This window comes from Candidatus Nomurabacteria bacterium (assembly GCA_020847275.1).
Classification (GTDB): Bacteria; Patescibacteriota; Minisyncoccia; order Phycocordibacterales; family JACOZG01; genus JADLCI01.
In genome coordinates, this window is sequence record JADLCI010000004.1 from 20,408 (window position 1) to 38,590 (window position 18,183).

The 18,183-nt window shown below is 45.2% G+C and carries 16 protein-coding genes and 1 tRNA gene; 14 read left to right on the forward strand and 3 right to left on the reverse strand.

Going from position 1 to position 18,183, the window contains the following annotated elements:
* Position 1 precedes the first annotated feature (1 nt).
* A complete protein-coding gene (ftsZ, locus tag IT398_00730) occupies positions 2–1,135 on the reverse strand; it encodes a cell division protein FtsZ (protein ID MCC6290583.1) in 1,134 nt (377 codons plus the stop codon).
* A gap of 103 nt (positions 1,136–1,238) precedes the next feature.
* A complete protein-coding gene (locus tag IT398_00735) occupies positions 1,239–1,829 on the reverse strand; it encodes a hypothetical protein (GenBank protein ID MCC6290584.1) in 591 nt (196 codons plus the stop codon).
* Between the two features lie 146 nt (positions 1,830–1,975).
* Here IT398_00735 and uvrB point away from each other — a divergent pair, with 146 nt between their 5' ends.
* From uvrB to IT398_00790, 11 genes are all read left to right on the forward strand, one after another.
* The gene (gene uvrB / locus IT398_00740; protein MCC6290585.1) at positions 1,976–3,994 is read left to right on the forward strand and encodes an excinuclease ABC subunit UvrB; all 2,019 of its coding nucleotides are present in this window, start codon (positions 1,976–1,978) and stop codon (positions 3,992–3,994) included.
* Between the two features lie 307 nt (positions 3,995–4,301).
* Positions 4,302–6,818 (forward strand): excinuclease ABC subunit UvrA, encoded by a 2,517-nt coding sequence (gene uvrA, locus IT398_00745; GenBank protein MCC6290586.1) that lies wholly within the window; start codon positions 4,302–4,304, stop codon positions 6,816–6,818.
* Positions 6,819–6,938: 120 nt separating this feature from the next.
* On the forward strand, positions 6,939–8,147 hold the full coding sequence (locus tag IT398_00750) for a hypothetical protein (GenBank protein ID MCC6290587.1): 1,209 nt from the start codon (positions 6,939–6,941) through the stop codon (positions 8,145–8,147).
* A 38-nt stretch (positions 8,148–8,185) separates the two neighbouring features.
* Complete coding sequence (locus tag IT398_00755; GenBank protein MCC6290588.1) at positions 8,186–9,154, forward strand: D-alanine--D-alanine ligase; 969 nt, start codon at positions 8,186–8,188, stop codon at positions 9,152–9,154.
* 52 nt (positions 9,155–9,206) lie between these two features.
* Positions 9,207–9,282: transfer RNA gene (locus tag IT398_00760), tRNA-Ala, on the forward strand.
* A gap of 83 nt (positions 9,283–9,365) precedes the next feature.
* A complete protein-coding gene (locus IT398_00765) occupies positions 9,366–10,016 on the forward strand; it encodes a hypothetical protein (protein MCC6290589.1) in 651 nt (216 codons plus the stop codon).
* Between the two features lie 4 nt (positions 10,017–10,020).
* Complete coding sequence (locus tag IT398_00770; protein ID MCC6290590.1) at positions 10,021–10,635, forward strand: hypothetical protein; 615 nt, start codon at positions 10,021–10,023, stop codon at positions 10,633–10,635.
* Positions 10,636–10,638: 3 nt separating this feature from the next.
* Complete coding sequence (locus tag IT398_00775) at positions 10,639–10,962, forward strand: hypothetical protein (GenBank protein ID MCC6290591.1); 324 nt, start codon at positions 10,639–10,641, stop codon at positions 10,960–10,962.
* Positions 10,959–11,594, forward strand: coding sequence for an MBL fold metallo-hydrolase (locus IT398_00780; GenBank protein MCC6290592.1), 636 nt, complete (start codon positions 10,959–10,961; stop codon positions 11,592–11,594). Before IT398_00775 ends, IT398_00780 begins: the two co-directional genes overlap by 4 nt.
* Positions 11,595–11,698: 104 nt before the next feature.
* Positions 11,699–12,220: a dihydrofolate reductase gene (locus IT398_00785; protein ID MCC6290593.1), complete on the forward strand. Its 522-nt coding sequence runs from the start codon at positions 11,699–11,701 to the stop codon at positions 12,218–12,220.
* A gap of 4 nt (positions 12,221–12,224) precedes the next feature.
* Entirely contained in the window at positions 12,225–12,824 is a 600-nt protein-coding gene (locus IT398_00790) for an alpha/beta hydrolase (GenBank protein MCC6290594.1), read from the forward strand.
* A 3-nt stretch (positions 12,825–12,827) separates the two neighbouring features.
* Here IT398_00790 and IT398_00795 read toward each other — a convergent pair whose 3' ends face one another.
* Positions 12,828–13,889 carry a quinone-dependent dihydroorotate dehydrogenase gene (locus IT398_00795; protein ID MCC6290595.1) on the reverse strand — a complete coding sequence of 354 codons (1,062 nt, stop codon included), beginning with the start codon at positions 13,887–13,889 and terminating at the stop codon, positions 12,828–12,830.
* Positions 13,890–13,914: 25 nt separating this feature from the next.
* On the opposite strand from IT398_00795, the gene IT398_00800 reads away from it, so the two are divergent.
* The 3 genes from IT398_00800 to IT398_00810 are packed head-to-tail and all read left to right on the forward strand — an operon-like array spanning position 13,915 to position 18,163.
* A complete protein-coding gene (locus tag IT398_00800) occupies positions 13,915–16,248 on the forward strand; it encodes a phosphoketolase family protein (protein MCC6290596.1) in 2,334 nt (777 codons plus the stop codon).
* Positions 16,230–17,246 (forward strand): hypothetical protein, encoded by a 1,017-nt coding sequence (locus tag IT398_00805; GenBank protein ID MCC6290597.1) that lies wholly within the window; start codon positions 16,230–16,232, stop codon positions 17,244–17,246. The genes IT398_00800 and IT398_00805 overlap by 19 nt, the downstream gene beginning before the upstream one ends.
* Positions 17,243–18,163 (forward strand): D-alanyl-D-alanine carboxypeptidase, encoded by a 921-nt coding sequence (locus tag IT398_00810; protein ID MCC6290598.1) that lies wholly within the window; start codon positions 17,243–17,245, stop codon positions 18,161–18,163. The genes IT398_00805 and IT398_00810 overlap by 4 nt, the downstream gene beginning before the upstream one ends.
* Positions 18,164–18,183: the final 20 nt, after the last annotated feature.

An 18,183-nucleotide genomic window follows, 5' to 3' on the forward strand; every position in this document is an offset into this window, starting at 1 on the left:
ATTACTTCTTCGGACGACGGAGGAAGGCGGGTATAGAAGACCAGTCCTCATCTTCTTCGTCTGGTCCCTTTGTCTTTATTTCAGGTTCAGTTTCCTTGTCTTCTTTTTCTTTCTTTTTATCGTCCTTATTGTCACTTAATTTGTCACCGCCGAAAAGGGGGACTGACTTTTTCCGGGTGTTCTCGGGGAAACCAGAAGCAATAACCGTGACCTTGATCTCGTTCTTGCCAAGTTTTTCGTCGTGGATAGCACCGAAGATAACTCTAGCGTTTGGATCAATAGAAGCGATAATCACCTTAGCTGCTTCTTGAATCTCAAACATTGTCATATTGTGATCACCGGCAATAGCGAAGAGTACACCCTTTGCCCCGTCGATTGCCACATCAAGAAGAGGAGAATTGATGGCGGCTTTGGCGGCATCAATCGCTCGATTCTCTCCCGCCGAGCGACCGATTCCCATTAGGGCCGAACCGGTGTTGGCCATGACGGCGCGGATATCAGCAAAGTCCACGTTGATGATTCCTGGCGTGGTGATTAGATCAGAGATGCCTTCTACGGCCTGGCGCAGGATCTCATCGCACATTGCGAAAGCGTTTGTGGCCGTGGTGTTCTTGTCAATTAATCCGAGGAGACGGTCATTTGGAATAATAATTATGGAGTCGACTTCCTTCCGAATCTCATCAATTGCCTTGTCGGCGATCGCCATTCTCTGGCTACCTTCAAAGAAGAAGGGTTTGGTGACGACACCCACAGTAAGGATTCCTTGATCCTTTGCCGCCTTAGCAATTACCGCAGTGGCGCCGGAACCAGTACCACCACCAGTACCACAGGCAAGGAAGACCATGTCGGCACCACGGATTACATTTTGAACTTCCTCGATACTTTCTTCGGCGGCTTTGCGCCCGAGTTCCGGATTCATTCCGGTGCCTAAGCCTCTAGTTAGATTTTTCCCAATATGAACTTTCTTTTTCGCCAGAGAGTGATGAAGATCTTGAGCGTCGGTGTTGATGGCGATAAATTCTACCCCCTTAACTGCCGAGCGAACCATGTGGCTAACCGCATTTGTTCCAGAGCCACCTACACCAATGACCTTAATGCGAGCGAAGGCCTCAATTTCTGGTTCAATCTTGGGCATATTCTCAACAGTTTAGCAGGGCAAAAATAAAATGCAAATGGCGTTTTTAGAGATAAAAAACCCGCCGTTCACACAAATGTGTTACTAGGCGGGTGTAGGCTTCCTAATCTTCAGCAAGCATTCGAAGTATCTTCGCTCCTGGACTGAAGAACAGGATGTACATCATCACACTTTCAATTGTTAAGAAAACAATTGGCTGGGCGACATCAGCTAATGTCCACGCTGGGATTGCTAATACGGCCGCGACACACGACAGCCAATAGATTATCCACGCTGTCCTGTTTTCACGGGAGGGATCTTCCCATGCAGAATGAAATGTTGGAATTGCTGCCAGAAAAACGACGCTGACGCTCACAACAATTCCCAAGGTTGGGTTACTGAACATCCACCAGAGTCCAATCCCGATTCCCGATCCGACGAGGCAGAAAACGTCGATCCTCGTCCAGCCAGGAGAACCATATTTCATTGCCAGGCCAGCCACTATCCAGGAACCGAGAACCGCTCCAACGATTTGTCCGTTGACGGTATCTGCCACGAACATTGCGGTGAGGGTGATGGTGTCCAGAGTGGCCCAGATAAGCCAAGATGTTTTGGCTGGCTTTGTTTCTCCAGACAAGATTGCTCGGATATAGGGGACAAAGGCGACTAGAAACAATAAACCAGAAATAACGGACAGAATCTTTTGGACTGCCATCGCAGCCTCCTTTCTTCAGGGTATCAAAGAACGGTTAATTCAAACTACAGTCTACCAACACTAATTATATGCACACAAATCTTAATTTGTCAATAGAAAGGGAGATTTCGGTGGCAAAAGTCAAATGGGAGTGTTAGATTAGGTTTGTGACGAAATTCAAACTCCAATCAAAGTTTAAACCTGATGGGGATCAACCTCACGCGATTTCGCAATTGGTGGCTGGTCTGAAGAAAGGCAAAGAGCACCAGACCCTTCTCGGTGTTACCGGATCTGGTAAAACATTCACAATGGCCAATGTGATTGCCGCAGTTCAGCGACCCACCCTCGTGATTGCTCATAATAAGACGCTTGCCGCCCAGCTCGCCCAGGAGTACCAGGATTTCTTTCCCGACAATGCTGTTCATTACTTCGTGTCTTATTACGATTTCTATCAACCGGAAGCGTACATCGCTGCGACCGATACCTATATCGAGAAAGATGCGCAGATTAATAAGGAGATTGATCGATTGCGACATGCTTCCACCCAGGCCCTTCTCACCAGGAAGGATGTGGTTATTGTCGCTTCCGTTTCCTGTATCTACGGTCTCGGTTCGCCGAAAGAGTATGAGGCGGAGAATTTGAAACTATCTGTGGGGCAGAAAATCTCGCGACAGGAGTTACTGAAGAAGCTAATCAAGATCCACTATCAGCGGAGTAATGCCGATTTACAGTCGGGCATTTTCCGTGCGATCGGCAATTCCGTGGAGGTAATTCCACCGGGTGCGAAAGAAATTTTCAATCTTCTTCTGTCTGGTGACAAGATTAGTGAAATCAAAAGAGTCGATCCGATTTCCCGCGTTGTCCTCGATGAGCCAAGCCACATTTTCCTTTTTCCAGCTAAGCACTTCATCACCACCCCTGCCGCCCGCGATAAAGCTTTCAGAACCATTAAGGAAGAATTGGCTGTCCAGCTTAAAAAGTTGACCACTGAGGGCAAGTTGCTTGAGGCAGAGAGATTAAAGCGTCGCACTAATTATGATTTGGCGATGATTCGGGAGGTTGGTTATTGTAACGGTATTGAGAATTACTCACGTCATCTTTCTGGTCGTGCGCCCGGTGAACCGCCAGACACCCTGCTCTCCTATTTTCCTGAAGATTTTCTAACAATCATCGATGAATCACATGTTACAATTCCCCAGATCGGGGGGATGTACGCCGGTGACGCCAGTCGGAAAGAGAACTTGGTGGAATACGGTTTTCGCTTGCCCAGCGCGAAGGATAATCGTCCGCTGAAGTTTGAGGAGTTTAAGGATCGAGTTGGACAGGTTATTTATACTAGCGCCACGCCGAGTGACTATGAACGTGGGGTTTCTGGAGAAAATATCGTGGAGCAGATTATCCGGCCAACCGGCTTGGTTGACCCGAAACTGGAAGTTCGACCCATTATCTCGACAAAGAATTATGCGGGGCAAGTGAAAGATTTTGTTGCCGAAGCGGAAAAGGAAATTAAGAAAGGTTATCGTGCAATTGCGACGACCCTGACGAAGAAGATGGCGGAAGACCTGAGTGACTATCTGAAAAATGTGGGAATGAAGTCGGAATATTTGCATAGCGAAATTAAAACTTTGGAACGCATCGCCATTCTTACGGATTTTCGGCGGGGGAAGTTCGATTGTTTGGTGGGTGTTAACCTGCTTCGTGAGGGCCTGGATCTACCGGAGGTTTCTTTGATCGGAATACTTGATGCTGACAAGGAGGGCTTTCTCCGCTCGGAGGTGGCCCTAATTCAGACAATTGGCCGGGCCGCACGCAATGTGGAGGGTCGGGTAATTCTTTATGCTGACAATGTAACTAATTCCATGGAGCGAGCAATTAGCGAAACAAATCGACGGCGAGTAATTCAATTAGCTCACAACAAAAAATACCATATTACCCCACAGACAATTATTAAAAAGATAAAGGATATTACGGAAGCATTGCAAAGTGAACACGATCGGGCGGTGGGGCAATTAGTTGCGCTTGATCGAGCCAAGTATGGCAACAACTTGAAAAAATTAATTCAGGAAAAAGAGAAACAAATGGGTGAGGCTGTTAAAAATTTGGATTTTGAGACGGCGGCACTGCTTCGTGATGAGATCCGCGCACTGGTTGAGGAACCGCTGGACAAAAAGAAGAAAAAGGACTAGCTTGGAATTAGCTGGAGGTCTTTCTATGGATTCACTTTGCGGTTGTTGTGTTACCCCGATTCTTTTCCTGTTGTTTATGTTTTCCAGTATTCTCTTTGGTAAGAAGAGGACGAAATGAAGGAGAAAGGTAATGAAAAAATTTGTTGTGAAGATTTCGGTCGTTGTGCTGTTGTTGGTCTTACTGTTTCTGGTGTTGACACATTTTCGGCCCGCTTAAATATCAGGAATTTTTTAGCGGTGACCAAAAGGTCTGGATGTTTCCGGACCTTTTCTCTTTCTTATAAATATGTTACACTGAAAAACTTTTATGGCAGACAAAATTATTGTCAAGGGGGCGAGGACTCATAATTTGAAAAATATTAGTGTGGAGATTCCCCGCAATAAATTGATTGCGTTTACGGGTTTATCTGGTTCAGGAAAATCGAGTTTGGCCTTCGATACGATTTTCGCAGAAGGTCAGAGGCGTTATGTGGAAAGTCTCTCCGCTTACGCGCGTCAGTTTCTGAACACAATGCAAAAGCCCGATGTGGACGAGATTACCGGTCTCTCGCCTGCAATCTCAATTGACCAGAAGACAAGGTCATCGAACCCGCGGTCGACTGTCGCGACGATTACAGAAATCTACGATTATTTGCGTGTTCTTTATGCTCGGGTAGGTCAGCCTCACTGTCTTGTGTGCGGGCGGAGAATTGAGAAGCTCTCTACTTCAGAGATAGTTAGTTTTGCTAGAGAAAAAATTGCAAAGACCAAAGATAAGACCGGTTCCGTTCGCTTTTACGCTCCGTTGGTACGTGGACGGAAGGGAGAATATTACCAGTTGCTCTACGATTTGATTGAGAAGGGTTACAGTGAGGTTTTGATTAATGGCGAACGGAAAAAACTGCGTGAGCGGATCGTGCTAGAAAAGAACAAAAAACATGACATTGATGTACTTATTGACGAGATTATCTTCGCCGACCTCAAGTCTAGTAAAGAACGCTTGAATGAAGCGGTTGAACGCGCCCTCGGAGAGACTGATGGCTTGGTGCGGATTATCCTTGGAGAGGAATCAATTATTTTGTCTGCTCGTTTTGCTTGCCCAGATGATGGTTTCTCATATCCGGAGGTGGAGCCACGACTCTTTTCCTTCAATTCACCTTACGGCGCTTGCGCGACTTGTAATGGGCTGGGCACCAAGCATCTCTTCGGCGATGAACCGTGCGAAGCTTGTCATGGCGCTCGCCTGCGCCCGGAGTCACTGAATGTGAAATTGGGCGGAAAGAATATTGTCGAAGTGACGGCGATGTCTATCCAAACGGCGCATAATTTCTTTGATGCCATTAAGCTGACGAACCAAGAACGGGAGATTGCTAAGGTCGTTTTGAAAGAAATTGAGGCGCGTCTACAGTTTCTCCTAGATGTGGGTCTTGATTACTTGACTCTAGAACGGCGAGCAAACACCTTGTCAGGCGGGGAATCTCAAAGGATTCGTCTGGCCTCACAGCTTGGCTCGCGTTTAGTCGGAGCACTCTATGTATTGGATGAACCGACAATCGGCCTTCATCCGCGAGATAATGATCGCCTGATTAAGACTCTGGAGGAACTGCGTGATCTTGGTAATACCATTATCGTGGTGGAGCACGATGAGGACACAATTTTTGCCTCAGACTATCTGGTTGATATCGGGCCGGGGGCTGGTATCCATGGCGGGCATATTGTTGTTTCTGGAGAAACCGATAAACTGCTTACCGCGAAGAAGAATGACTTTAACTCACTGACGGTTGATTATCTGCGTGGAGAGAAAAGCGTCTCTTGTTCGAAGAAGCGCCGAACCAATGAAAAGGGGGTCATCAAGATCCGTGGCGGGAACATTTTCAATATCAAGAATTTAAATGTGGATATTCCACTCGGGCGACTCATCGCGGTGACGGGGGTTTCTGGTTCTGGTAAATCTTCTTTTGTCCACGAAATTGTTTATAAGAATTTACAGGCACGCTATGAAAGGCGTTATCGAACCAATGAAACTTTTCATTGTCAGACTTTTTCGGGCACAGAGTATCTTGGTCGCGTCGTCTTGATTGATCAATCGCCAATTGGTCGCACGCCACGCTCAAACCCGGCTACCTATACTGGCTCTTTCACTTTCATTAGACAGCTCTTTTCTGAGACGGAGGGCGCAAAACTGCGCGGTTGGAAACCAAACCGCTTCTCTTTCAATGTGCCGGGCGGGCGCTGTGAAGCTTGTCAGGGAAATGGCACGATTGCGGTGGAGATGCATTTTCTGCCAACTGTTTATGTTGAATGTGATGTGTGCCGTGGTCGACGTTTCGATAAGGAGACATTGGCGGTGAAATACAAGGATAAGAATATTCACCAAGTTTTATGTATGACCGTGGAGGAGGCCTTGAAATTTTTCCAAGATATACCTGCGATTGCTGACCGATTGGGAATGCTTCACGAGGTCGGTTTAGATTATTTGGAACTTGGACAATCAGCTACCACACTGTCTGGTGGGGAAGCTCAACGGGTGAAAATTTCTTCGGAACTTTACCGACCGCGCACAGAAAGGACTTTCTATATTTTGGATGAGCCGACTGTCGGCTTACATTACGAAGATGTTAACAAGTTGGTGGAGATTATTCATAAACTAGTTGAGCGGGGCAATACCGTTCTGGCGATTGAGCACAATTTGGAAATTGTGAAGAATGCGGATTATGTAATCGATTTGGGTCCGGAGGGTGGTGATGGTGGTGGTAAACTGGTGGCGAAGGGGACACCAGAAGAAGTAGCCCGAATTGCTAGTTCTCACACGGCAAAGTATCTTCGGCGGATCTTGCAAAAATAGATTATGAAAAAAAAGAAAGCGCCGATATGTCCGCTGGGGAACAATTCGACGCTCTCCGGAGGGAAAGAAACGCAGGATCAGGAACTACCTAAAGAATATACTCACTGTTAAATTAGTCAAATGATTAAAAGTGGACAACTCAAAAACATTACCGACTCACCGGGAGTCTACCTATTTAAACGGGGACAGGAGATTCTCTATATTGGCCGAGCGACTTCGTTGAGAAATAGAGTGAGAAGTTACTTCGGCAGGGGGCTAGCCGAGACTCGTGGTGAGTGGTTGGTTAAGATGGTCAATGAGGCCACGCGGGTGGAAACTCGACCGACAGACTCTGTTTTGGAGGCCTTAATCTTGGAAGCGGTTTTGATAAAAAAGCACCAACCGAAACACAATGCTAAGGAAAAAGACGGAAAAACTTTTTGGTATGTGGTAATCACCGAAGAAAAGTGGCCCAGAATTCTCCTTGTGCGTGGGAGTAACTTAGAGAAATATTTGACCAGCGCCGTTTTCGGCCCCTTCCCGTATTCGACAGAAATTAAAACGGCGCTCAAAATTATCCGCAAAATCTTTCCGTTTCGAGACAAGTGTAAGCCGGGTGGTTCTCGCCCGTGTTTCAATTACCAAATTGGTTTATGTCCGGGCGTTTGCGCTGGTCTGGTTAGTGAGACCGATTATCGAAAACTGGTTAAGCAAATTGGCCTCTTTTTCTCTGGCAAGAAGAGGCAACTTCTCCAGAGTTTAGATAGTGAGATGAAGCGTTTAGCACGAAAACAGATGTTTGAGGGGGCCGGTAAGATCAAGAAGCAACTTTTTGCCTTACAACACATTCAAGATGTGGCACTGATTAAATCGGAAGGCATTAGTTCGGAGAGTGGACAGGGGTTATTCAGATTGGAGGCCTACGATGTGGCTCATCTGGGTGGACAGAATACTGTGGGCGTGATGGTTGTCCTAGAAAATGGCGAAATGGTGCGAGATAAGTATCGTAAATTTAAGTTACGGACCAGTAAAGCGGGTGATGATCTGGGTGCCTTGCGGGAAATTCTGGGACGAAGACTTAATCATCCGGAATGGCCATTTCCTAATCTGATTGTGATTGATGGTGGTAAAAATCAACTCAAGGTGGCAGAGAATACTTTATTGGAGAATGGTTTAGAGCAAATGGCTTTAGTCAGTGTGGTGAAGGATGATAAACATCGCGCCCGGGAAATTCTGGGAGATAAAACTGCTGGTAAAAAGTATGAAGCAGAGATAATTAGGGCGAACCACGAGGCGCACCGATTCGCCATTTCCTATCATCGTCAGAAGCGGAGGCGGGCGCTGTTTTAAACTTTTGTTTGCCTTGCCCGTCTGTTACAATTGGCGCAATGTCTAGGATTCGCGTTGCTGTGTTGCGCGGTGGGCCGAGTGCCGAATATGATGTCTCGCTGGAGACGGGTGCGAGTGTCCTTAAGCATTTGCCGGAAGGTTATGAGGGACACGATATTCTCATCGATAAAAAGGGTGTGTGGCACTATCGTGGTCTGCCAATCGGCGCTCAAGAAATCAGCCGTTATGCTGATGTGATTTGGAACGCGATGCATGGTGAATATGGTGAGGATGGACAGGTGCAAAATGTCTTAGATAAAACCGGCGTACCATATACTGGTTCCAAATCTTTTGCTTCGGCGCTAGCGATGAATAAGTCCACCGCGAAAGAAAGTTTTCGGCGGGCGGGCTTGAAGGTTCCGGCTGGTCAGCTCTTCGATCTTGAGCGCGAACCAGCGGAGGCGGCGGCCACGAAAGTTTTCCAGACGATTTCACCACCCTGGGTGGTGAAGCCAGCCGACCGGGGCTCTTCCGTTGGGTTGTATATTGCAAAAAATTTCACAGAACTATCACACGCCATTGCCGAGTGTTTTCGTTTTTCTGGTAAAGTCATTGTCGAGGAATATATCCGGGGCAAGGAGGCAACAGTTGGTGTGGTTGATAATTTTCGTAACCAGAAACATTATGCCTTGCCGGCCATTGAGATTCGTCGACCGGCTGGTAAGAGTGTTTGGACCTATGATGATAAGTACAATGGAGCAACAGAAGAAGTTTGCCCCGGATGTTTTACAAATGAAGAGAAGAAAAAGCTGGAAGAGTTAGCGATATTGGCCCATCAATCGCTTGGTCTTGAGCATTATTCGCGATCAGACTTCATTCTTCATCCCACGCGCGGTATCTATTTATTGGAAACTAATAGTCTTCCCGGTTTAACGAGTGAATCGCTCTTGCCGAAGTCGCTTGCGGCGGTGGGTTGCACCTATCCCGAATTTTTGAACCATGTGATTAAACTGGCTCTGGCGAGATAATAAGGATTTGGATTTAGTAACAAAAGTTGATAGTCTGGTATAAGGTGGAATAGGGCCCTTAGCTCATTTGGTAGAGCACCACATTTGCAATGTGGGGGTGACCGGTTCGAATCCGGTAGGGTCCACCAAGCGTTCAAATTAATCCAAAAAATCACCAAGTCGTTAGGCATTTCTATGGAGGATTTATTAAAATAATTAACTAAATTTTATTATGACTATTCTTTACATAATTTTAGCAATAATAGCTTTCATACTTTGGAAAATTTATCGTCAAAAAGAAGACGAAAAAGATGCAGTTTATAACAAGAAGCTTGATGTTGAACATGAGCAAGCAAGAAAAGAAAGATTTAAAGACTACCCTCATCTATACGGAAAACTTGTGGGGAATTGGCTTGATGTTTTTGCTCATCATGCGGAAAATGATCTTCCTCTATTGAATCTAGCGTTCATGCTTTATTTGGGAGAATCAACAAAAATTGATTTTTCAGAGGGATCGCAAAAATGGGATACTTTATGGAATCTCACAGAAGAGTTACTTGAAGATCTTGAAAAACATCATGAAGGAACTACTGTTGAACACCTAATTGCGGTTTGCACTTATTGGCAAATAGCTGCCGAGGCAATGGGAAACCTTGTTAAGGAAAATCCAAACACAGGGTCGCTTTCTTCGGGTGCTCATACTTCGGAAGTTACGGGTGAAAAGTTGGAAGTACCACCATTCACAGATATTAAAAAGATTTTGTCGCTTTTCCCTAAAAAAGGGAGCCACCCAGCAACAGAACTTTCGTTTACGGATGAAAAAGGAAATTTCCCTAGAGAATCAAAGGGCTCAGAAGTAATTCACAAAAGGATAACAGTTTAGAAACATGGAAAATTCCTTAATAAATCAAGCTTGGTATTTAATAACGAAAGATGTGCTAACAGCTTTATTTACTCTTGCTGGCCTGATAATAGCTGGACTTGGCTTAGCTACTTGGAAAAAACAAATTAAAGGGTCTAAAGAATTTGAAGCGTCTCATAATTTACATCTTGCAATTCTCAAATTACGAAAAGCAATAGAACATGTTCGCAATCCTGCAATTTGGCCTTCCGAAAGCCAGCGAGCAGTAAAATTCATAAAAGAGAAAAATCCAGAAAAATCTGACGAAGATATAAAGAAAAACGAGCGTTCCTATGTCTACGAAATGCGTTGGCAGAAAATCACTGACGCATATACTGAAGCGGAGGCTCATCTTCTTGTTGCAGAAGCATTATGGGGTCACAAGATAATGGATCTAGCGAAACCTTTAAATAAAAAAGTTCGAGAGTTAAATATCAACCTTAATCAAAATTTTGCACCTGAAATTCGCACAAAAGATCTAATGGCTATACATGATGTTATTTACGACAAGAGTTCTGAAACAGAACAGGATGCTTTTTCTGCTGAAGTTTCCAAAAACATTGACGCAATAGTCGACTATCTTCGGGAAAAGATAAAATAATTTATGGAATCAAAAAACGTAAAATTAGTTGTTTTTGTTCCGCTTTCCCACGCTGACGCTGTGCGTCAAGCTCTAGGCGAAGCGGGGGCAGGAAAAATTGGAAATTATGACTTTTGCTCTTTTTCTACTATTGGAGTAGGTCGTTTTCGTGGTAATGAAAAATCAAATCCCACTGTTGGCGAAGCCAACAAATACGAATCTGTTGAAGAAGAAAAAATTGAAGCGATCGTACCGCGAGAAATTTTAAAGGAAGTTATTGAAAAAGCTAAAGCGGTTCATCCATACGAGGAAGTCGCTTTTGATATTTATCCATTGGAAACATTATGAAAATAACAAAATTTGGACATTGTTGCTTATTGATAGAAGAAAACGGAGTCAGAATTTTAACTGACCCTGGAACTTATTCAACACAACAAAGCGAAGTAAAAAATATTGACTTCGTGCTAATTACGCACGAACACACTGACCATTTTCATATTGATTCGCTGAAAACACTTTTAAAAAATAATCCGCAAGCGAAAGTTATTACCAACAAAAGTGTCGGTGCACTTTTGGAAAAAGATAGTATTGCTTTCAGCGTGGTTGAAAATGGTCAAAATTTTGACGCAAATGGAGTTTTGATTGAGGGCTTTGGAGAAAATCATGCCCTCATGCACATTTCAATTCCGCCGATTCAAAATATTGGTTATTTTATTGCTAACAAACTTTTCTATCCTGGCGACGCTTTCACCAATCCAGGAAAACAAGTTGAGATTCTAGCCCTGCCTGTGGCAGGGCCTTGGATGAGGCTATTAGAGGCGATTGACTACGCGCTTGAAGTAAAACCAAAAATCTGTTTTCCGGTACATGAAGGGATTTTGAAACAACCTGGTTCTACGCACGCCATACCGCCAAAAGTGCTAGAGCCAAAAGGGATAAAATTCGTGATTCTAGAAATTGATAAAGAGCACGAATTTTAGATAGCCGACACCAAAACCAATGAAGAAAGCGCCAAGCACGTGTGGAATGTCAGTCAGGATTTTGTTGGAAGTAAGCCCGAACTTTTTGTTATAATGATCACTGAATGAAGGCTACACTTTTTATGGCGCTGTCGGTGAATGGTTTTATTGCCACGGAAAGTGGCGGAGAGGATTTCTTGTCGTCAGAAAATTGGGCGAAGTTTTGTGAATTAGCCAGAGAGTTTGGCCACTTTGTCGTTGGTCGGAAAACTTATGAGGCGGTGAAAAAGTGGGATGAAGATTATAATTTTGACGATTTGATTGGGGTGGAGAGAATCGTTATTTCGCAAGACCGAGACTTTAAACTGCCTGAGGGTTATATTTTAGCAAATTCGCCAACTGACGCCTTGGCTAAACTGGCCGGAAAAGGTTTTAAGAAGGCTCTGGTGGCTGGCGGGGCGAGTATCAATTCCGCCTTTATTCAGGCCAATTTACTAGATGAAATAATCTTAAATCTTGAGCCAGTTTTCATTGGCAGGGGAATTCCGCTTTTTGCGCCAAGTGATTTCGAAATCAAAACGGAACTTATTTCGGTTGATAAATCACAGCGGGGAATTATTACTTTGAGGTATAATGTTTCAAAGTAAGGCAATGAAAAAACAAGTCGTAGTCATTCATGGCGGAGATACATTTGAGACTCGGGAAGAGTACTTGAATTTCCTGCGTGATTACGAAATTGATATTGAACGCTACCGATCAGACAAAAGCGACTGGAAACCGTGGTTGAGGAAAAAACTGGGAGATGGCTATGAGGTTATTCTACCGGTGATGCCCAATAAGACGAATGCTCAATTTGAAGAGTGGAAAATTTGGTTTGAAAAACTTATTCCATTTTTGGATGATGGGGTTATCTTGGTCGGGCACTCGCTTGGCGGTGATTTCTTGGCAAAATATTTAAGTGAAAATAAATTTCCAAAGAAAATTGCGGCAGTGTTTCTGATTGCCGCTGTTCATGATAAGGACGCAGACGGTTATAATTTGGCCACCTTCACCTTGCCGGCCAAGTTAGATTTACAAACCGAGAAAGTTTATTTGTATCACAGTAAGGACGATAGTGTTGTCCCATTTGGCGATTTGGCAAAGTTTGAAAAGGCTTTACCTACGTCTATCCCGCGCGTCTTCGAAAATCGTCAACATTTCAATCAAGAAGAATTACTGGAACTAGCGGAGGATATTCTGAATCTCAGTTGATTGTCACTTTATGGCAACCAGCTTTTTTCTCTGAGCGTATTCGTGAGCGATATTTTTAATAAGACTTGGGCCACGGTAAATCATTCCGGTAATCAACTGAACCAGGTCTGCTCCGGCGGCGAGTTTGACCATTGCGTCGGCGGGGGAGAAGATGCCACCCGTGCCGATAATGGTGAATCGTTTGCCGTATTTTTCTCTGGTTTTACGAATAAGATTGTTGGATGGTAGGAAACAAGGTGAACCGCTCAAGCCACCGCGGTATTCCGCTGGCGCCTCTTCTCTTATTTTCAGCGAAGAATAATCTTTGTTTAGGTTGCCGATAATTACACCGTTAATCTTGAATGGCTCAATCACCCGCAGAAGCGCCGACAATTCTGTCCAAGATAAGTTGATTGGCATTTTGATATAGATCGGTTTGGTCGTTCTAACTGTGGCCAATGCGGAAAGCAGGAGCTGTAGTCTGGCGGGTTCGGCAAAAGTTTCTCCACCGAAAGCATTTGGGCAAGAAATATTGATGGCGTAATAATCCCCGACATTCGATTCGTTCAGTTTTTGGAAGCTTGTTAGGTAATCGGTTATGCCAGATTCCACGTCCGTGGTCTCACAATCATTGGTGCGGGCAATACTGACACCGATTACGAAATCACTGATCCGTTCCTTTTTTTGCAGACGGTCAATGATGGCGTCCACACCGTCATTGCGCAGACCTTTATTCACAATAATACTTCGCGAGCGAGGCAATCTGGTTAGTCGTGGTGCCTTGTTTCCCGCACATGGCCGGGCGGTTATGGACCCAACTTCCACGCCGCCGAAGGCGAGTGAAGGGAGGATCGTGGTGAGACGAGCGTTATAGTCAAAACCGGCAGAGAGGATTATTGGTGTGCGATATTTTATGCCGTCTACGGTGACAGAAGCATTGTCACCGTGGTAGTCATAAGCCCAGCTAGTGATGGAACGGCCCGCTCGGGATTGACCCAGTTTTTCACCAATACTGGTAAAAAGGTCATGAACATATTCAGGATCAAGAGAGAAGAACAGAGGTTTCAACATCTTCTCATAAACCATGATTCCAGTATGTTACAATAAGAACATGGTAGCAAGTTTGGAGGTGGAAAAGATTAAGCGTTATGTTCGTGCCGCAAACTATATTAGCGCGGCCCAAATCTATCTTCGTGACAATTTTCTATTGGAACGACCACTGTCTCCAGAAGATATCAAACCACGCCTGCTTGGACACTGGGGGACTTGTCCGGGAATTAATTTTGTTTACGCGAATCTAAACGCTTTAATTAAAAAAACTAATGCCGAGATGATGTTTGTTCTTGGTCCCGGACACGGTTTTCCCGCTTTGCAGGCGAATTTATTTCTGGAGGGAACATTGGCGAAGTATTATCCTGAAGCAACGATAAATCTGGCTGGCCTCACGTATATCGCGAAACAATTTAGCTGGCCTTATGGTTTTCCAAGTCACAGTTCGCCAGCCACGCCCGGTGTGATTCTAGAGGGCGGTGAGCTCGGATACTCATTGGCCACTTCTTATGGCGCCGTTTTAGATAATCCGAATTTAATCATCGCCTGTCTTGTGGGTGATGGTGAGGCGGAGACCGGTACGGCGGCCACGGCTTGGCACCTTTCCAAATTTGTTAATCCTAAAACGAACGGAGCGGTTTTGCCGATCTTACATCTGAATGGTTACAAAATTTCTGGTCCAACCATTTTCGGCCGAATGACTGACGAAGAGTTGCTTTCCCTTTTTCGAGGTTACGGGTATGAACCGGCAATTGTCAGTGGTGAAGATGACACCGTTTATACCACGATGGCAGAGACTCTCACGGTGGCTTATCAGAAAATTGTTTCTCGTCGAACGAACCACAATTTACGGCCACCCATGATTGTCTTGAGAACTCCCAAGGGTTGGACAGGAATCAAAGAATTGAATGGACAGAAGATTGAGGGTAATTGTTTATCGCATCAAGTAGTGGCAACTAATGCGCGGGCAGATGTTGGTGAGCGGGAGGCGCTAGAAACCTGGCTTCGCTCCTACAATTTTGCAGAGTTGTTTGATCCCGAGGGAGGACTTAAGTCAGACTTGAGAGAAGTGTTGCCATCGGAGGAGAGGCTAATGGGTCGCAGTCCCCACGCATTTGGTGAGCGTTTGTCGGACCTGGTTTTACCGGAAGTTGATACATTTACCGAAGAAGTAAGTGCCCCAGGCGTAATCGGTTCTAGTAGTATGCGCCGCCTTGGACTTTATTTGGCGCAGGTCTTTAAACAGAATGCATCTCAAAACAATTTTCGTTTAATGTCACCGGACGAAACTTACTCAAACAAGCTAGATGCTGTTTTCACTGAAACCAAGCGGGCGTTCATGGGTAAAATTGAAACTTGGGATCGTGATCTTGATCCAGACGGACGAGTGATGGAAATGTTGAGTGAAAATGCTCTTCAGGGGCTAGCCCAGGGGTATATTCTGACTGGACGTTGGGCCGTGTTCGCCTCTTATGAAGCGTTCATCCAGGTAGTGGCGAGTATGGCGGACCAGTATGCTAAATTTTTACGGGTTGCTCGCGAAATTTCTTGGCGGGGTGACTTGCCTTCCTTTACCTATATACTGACTTCATCTGGATGGCGTCAGGAACACAATGGGTTTTCTCACCAGAATCCGGGGTTCATTGATAACATGCTTCAGAAACAGGGTTGTTTTGTAAAAGTCTTTTTCCCTCCCGACGGCAATACCGCACTCGCCGTACTCAAACGCTGTTTGAGTACTAGAAATGAGATCAACATAATTGTGGCGGGGAAGACCGTAGAACCACGCTGGCTTACCCCAGAATTGATCGAACGTGAGTTGGAGGAAGGATTACTCGTTTGGGATTTTGCCAGTCAGCCCGAACCAGATATTGTGCTTTCGGCGGCGGGCGAGTATCTCACTAAAGAATCACTTGCCGCAATCGACTTGATTCGACGAGAAGCACCAGAAATCAAAACCAGATTCGTGAATATTTTAGAGGTTTCTGCTCTTGGTATTGGTAATGAAGCCTGTCGGGTGGCGCCGGAGAGTTTTGAAAATTATTTCACATCAGATAAACCAGTCATTTTTAATTTCCACGGTTACCCCGAGACATTGAAGCAAGTTCTATTTAACCACCAGAATGTAAAGGATCGATTCTCTGTCCACGGTTATGTGGAGAATGGCTCCACGACGACACCGTTTGATCTTCATCTTCGAAACGGCACTAGTCGTTATGATCTAGTTCTAGAAGTTTTTGCTAAAATGCGCGAGGCCGGTGTCCTCGATAGCCTAAAGGCGGAACGGCTGATAGACTTGTATCGTGACAAAATTAGGGCACATAAAAAATTTATTATTGAAAACGGAGTAGATCCGGAAGAAATAGAAAATTGGCAATGGCAGCAAAATATCTAATAGTTAATCTCGGTAGTCAGACAAAGAAATACGCTCTTGCAAGCGAGGACGGAGAGATTTTGTCACGAGCGACGCAGGAATCTCCAGACGACGGTTTCTCGCTAGAGCAATTTTTGGGTGAAAAAAAGGAAGTTGTGAAGATTGGTATTAGGATTGTCGCGCCTGGAACTTTTTTCACCCAACACAAAAGTTTAGATGCGGGTTACTTGGAGATGCTACATAAATCAGCCTTAATGTGGCCGCTTCACCTTGAGCCAGTGCTGAGAGAATTGGAGGTACTTAAGAGTTTTTTGCCAGCGGTGCCAATTTTTGCCCTATCTGACTCGGCTTTTCATCAACCATTACCAGAAGAGGCACGACTTTTTCCCATTGATAGGACCTTGGCAGAAAAACTGGATCTCTATCGTTTTGGTTACCATGGTTTTTCGGTTGGTTCAATTGTTCGTAAACTTTCTGCACGAGATGGTGGTCTCCCCCGTAAACTTATTGTGGCGCATCTTGGCGGTGGCGTGAGTGTAACCGCTCTTCTGGAGGGTAAGACGATAGAGACTTCGATGGGCTTTACTCCCTTTTCTGGGGTTCTTTCTAGTACAAGGGTGGGGGAACTAGATCCCGGAGCACTTCTTCACCTTGTTCTCGGGTCGGGCTTGTCTTCGGGAGATTTGTCGCGCGAGCTTGAGACTAAATCGGGTCTGTTTGCCCTAAGTGGGGGAACGGGCGAGGTCAGAGACTTACTGCTACAAGAAAAGGGCGGTGACCTTAGGGCCCAGTTTGTTTTACGTGTCTTTGTTAACAGTATTTTGAAATATATTGCCGCATATATTGTTTCATTGGGTGGTGCCGATTTGATTGTTTTAACTGGGACGATTGCTGAACGTTCAGAATTGACTGTACAACGTATCCGTGACGGCCTAGAACCATTAGCTGTCACTTCGGAGAAAGTAATTATTTTACCCACCGATGAAATGGGAGAGATGGCTCACGCGCTTCAACAATGAAACAGAAACTCTTTATTTTTTGGCTCATTAGCCTCGCTTTGGTTGCGGGATTGATTTTTCTCGCTGACAGCAGACCACTGGTTTCTTCTGCGGAAGTCGAACTTAATATTCCAGAACCGATTGTTAAACTTAAGACAAATTCTTCACCACCAGCGCTGGGCGCTCGCGCTTTCATCTCAATGGCGCTCGCGCCCGACGGACGCACCGAGGTGCTGGTAGAGAAGGATGCCCATCAACGCTGGCCAATCGCGAGTATTACCAAGTTTTTTACAGCGAGTGTGGCGCTCAATAAATATTTACCCGATCAGGTTATTACTCTAGCGCAAGCTGATTTACCTGAGAATGTTGACCGTGGTTTCCTGCGTTTGGGAGATAGTTTTCGGGTCAACGATCTTCTCATCCCGCTTTTGCTTGAATCCAGTAATAATTCGGCCGTGGCTCTCGCTCGGGCGGGGGGTGATTCGGCCAATTTTATAAGGACAATGAACGATTTTGCTGCGGAGCTTAATCTTAATGACACTACTCTCTTCAATCCGAATGGTTTGGACCCCGAGATTCCAGGCGGAGTGAATTATTCTAGTGTTCATGATCTGGCGATGTTGGGTAAGTGGTTGATACGTCATAGGCCAGAACTTCTTGCCGCGACTCGAGATTCGAGCGCTGTGGTTCGTCAATCTGATGGCAGCTTTCATCATCAAGCCGAGAGTACAAATATTTTACTGAAAACCGAACCGTGGTCCGGTGACATTATTGGGGGAAAGACGGGGCAAACTGATCTGGCCGGGAAAAATTTATTATTGATTTTGCGCCCCACGGGCTCTCTAAATTATTTGGTAAATGTTATTTTGGGCTCACCCGATCACTTTGCAGAGATGTCTGAACTCACGAACTGGATTTATAAGACTTATCAACTCTAGTTTTGGGGTTGGAATGGTAT

Coding starts and splice junctions, on each gene's coding strand:
- ftsZ (MCC6290583.1), bottom strand. CDS start 1,135: ATGCCCAAGATTGAACCAGAAATTGAGGCCTTCGCTCGCATTAAGGTC.
- IT398_00735 (MCC6290584.1), bottom strand. CDS start 1,829: ATGGCAGTCCAAAAGATTCTGTCCGTTATTTCTGGTTTATTGTTTCTA.
- uvrA (MCC6290586.1), top strand. CDS start 4,302: ATGGCAGACAAAATTATTGTCAAGGGGGCGAGGACTCATAATTTGAAA.
- IT398_00750 (MCC6290587.1), top strand. CDS start 6,939: ATGATTAAAAGTGGACAACTCAAAAACATTACCGACTCACCGGGAGTC.
- IT398_00755 (MCC6290588.1), top strand. CDS start 8,186: ATGTCTAGGATTCGCGTTGCTGTGTTGCGCGGTGGGCCGAGTGCCGAA.
- IT398_00765 (MCC6290589.1), top strand. CDS start 9,366: ATGACTATTCTTTACATAATTTTAGCAATAATAGCTTTCATACTTTGG.
- IT398_00770 (MCC6290590.1), top strand. CDS start 10,021: ATGGAAAATTCCTTAATAAATCAAGCTTGGTATTTAATAACGAAAGAT.
- IT398_00775 (MCC6290591.1), top strand. CDS start 10,639: ATGGAATCAAAAAACGTAAAATTAGTTGTTTTTGTTCCGCTTTCCCAC.
- IT398_00780 (MCC6290592.1), top strand. CDS start 10,959: ATGAAAATAACAAAATTTGGACATTGTTGCTTATTGATAGAAGAAAAC.
- IT398_00785 (MCC6290593.1), top strand. CDS start 11,699: ATGAAGGCTACACTTTTTATGGCGCTGTCGGTGAATGGTTTTATTGCC.
- IT398_00790 (MCC6290594.1), top strand. CDS start 12,225: ATGAAAAAACAAGTCGTAGTCATTCATGGCGGAGATACATTTGAGACT.
- IT398_00795 (MCC6290595.1), bottom strand. CDS start 13,889: ATGGTTTATGAGAAGATGTTGAAACCTCTGTTCTTCTCTCTTGATCCT.
- IT398_00800 (MCC6290596.1), top strand. CDS start 13,915: ATGGTAGCAAGTTTGGAGGTGGAAAAGATTAAGCGTTATGTTCGTGCC.
- IT398_00805 (MCC6290597.1), top strand. CDS start 16,230: ATGGCAGCAAAATATCTAATAGTTAATCTCGGTAGTCAGACAAAGAAA.
- IT398_00810 (MCC6290598.1), top strand. CDS start 17,243: ATGAAACAGAAACTCTTTATTTTTTGGCTCATTAGCCTCGCTTTGGTT.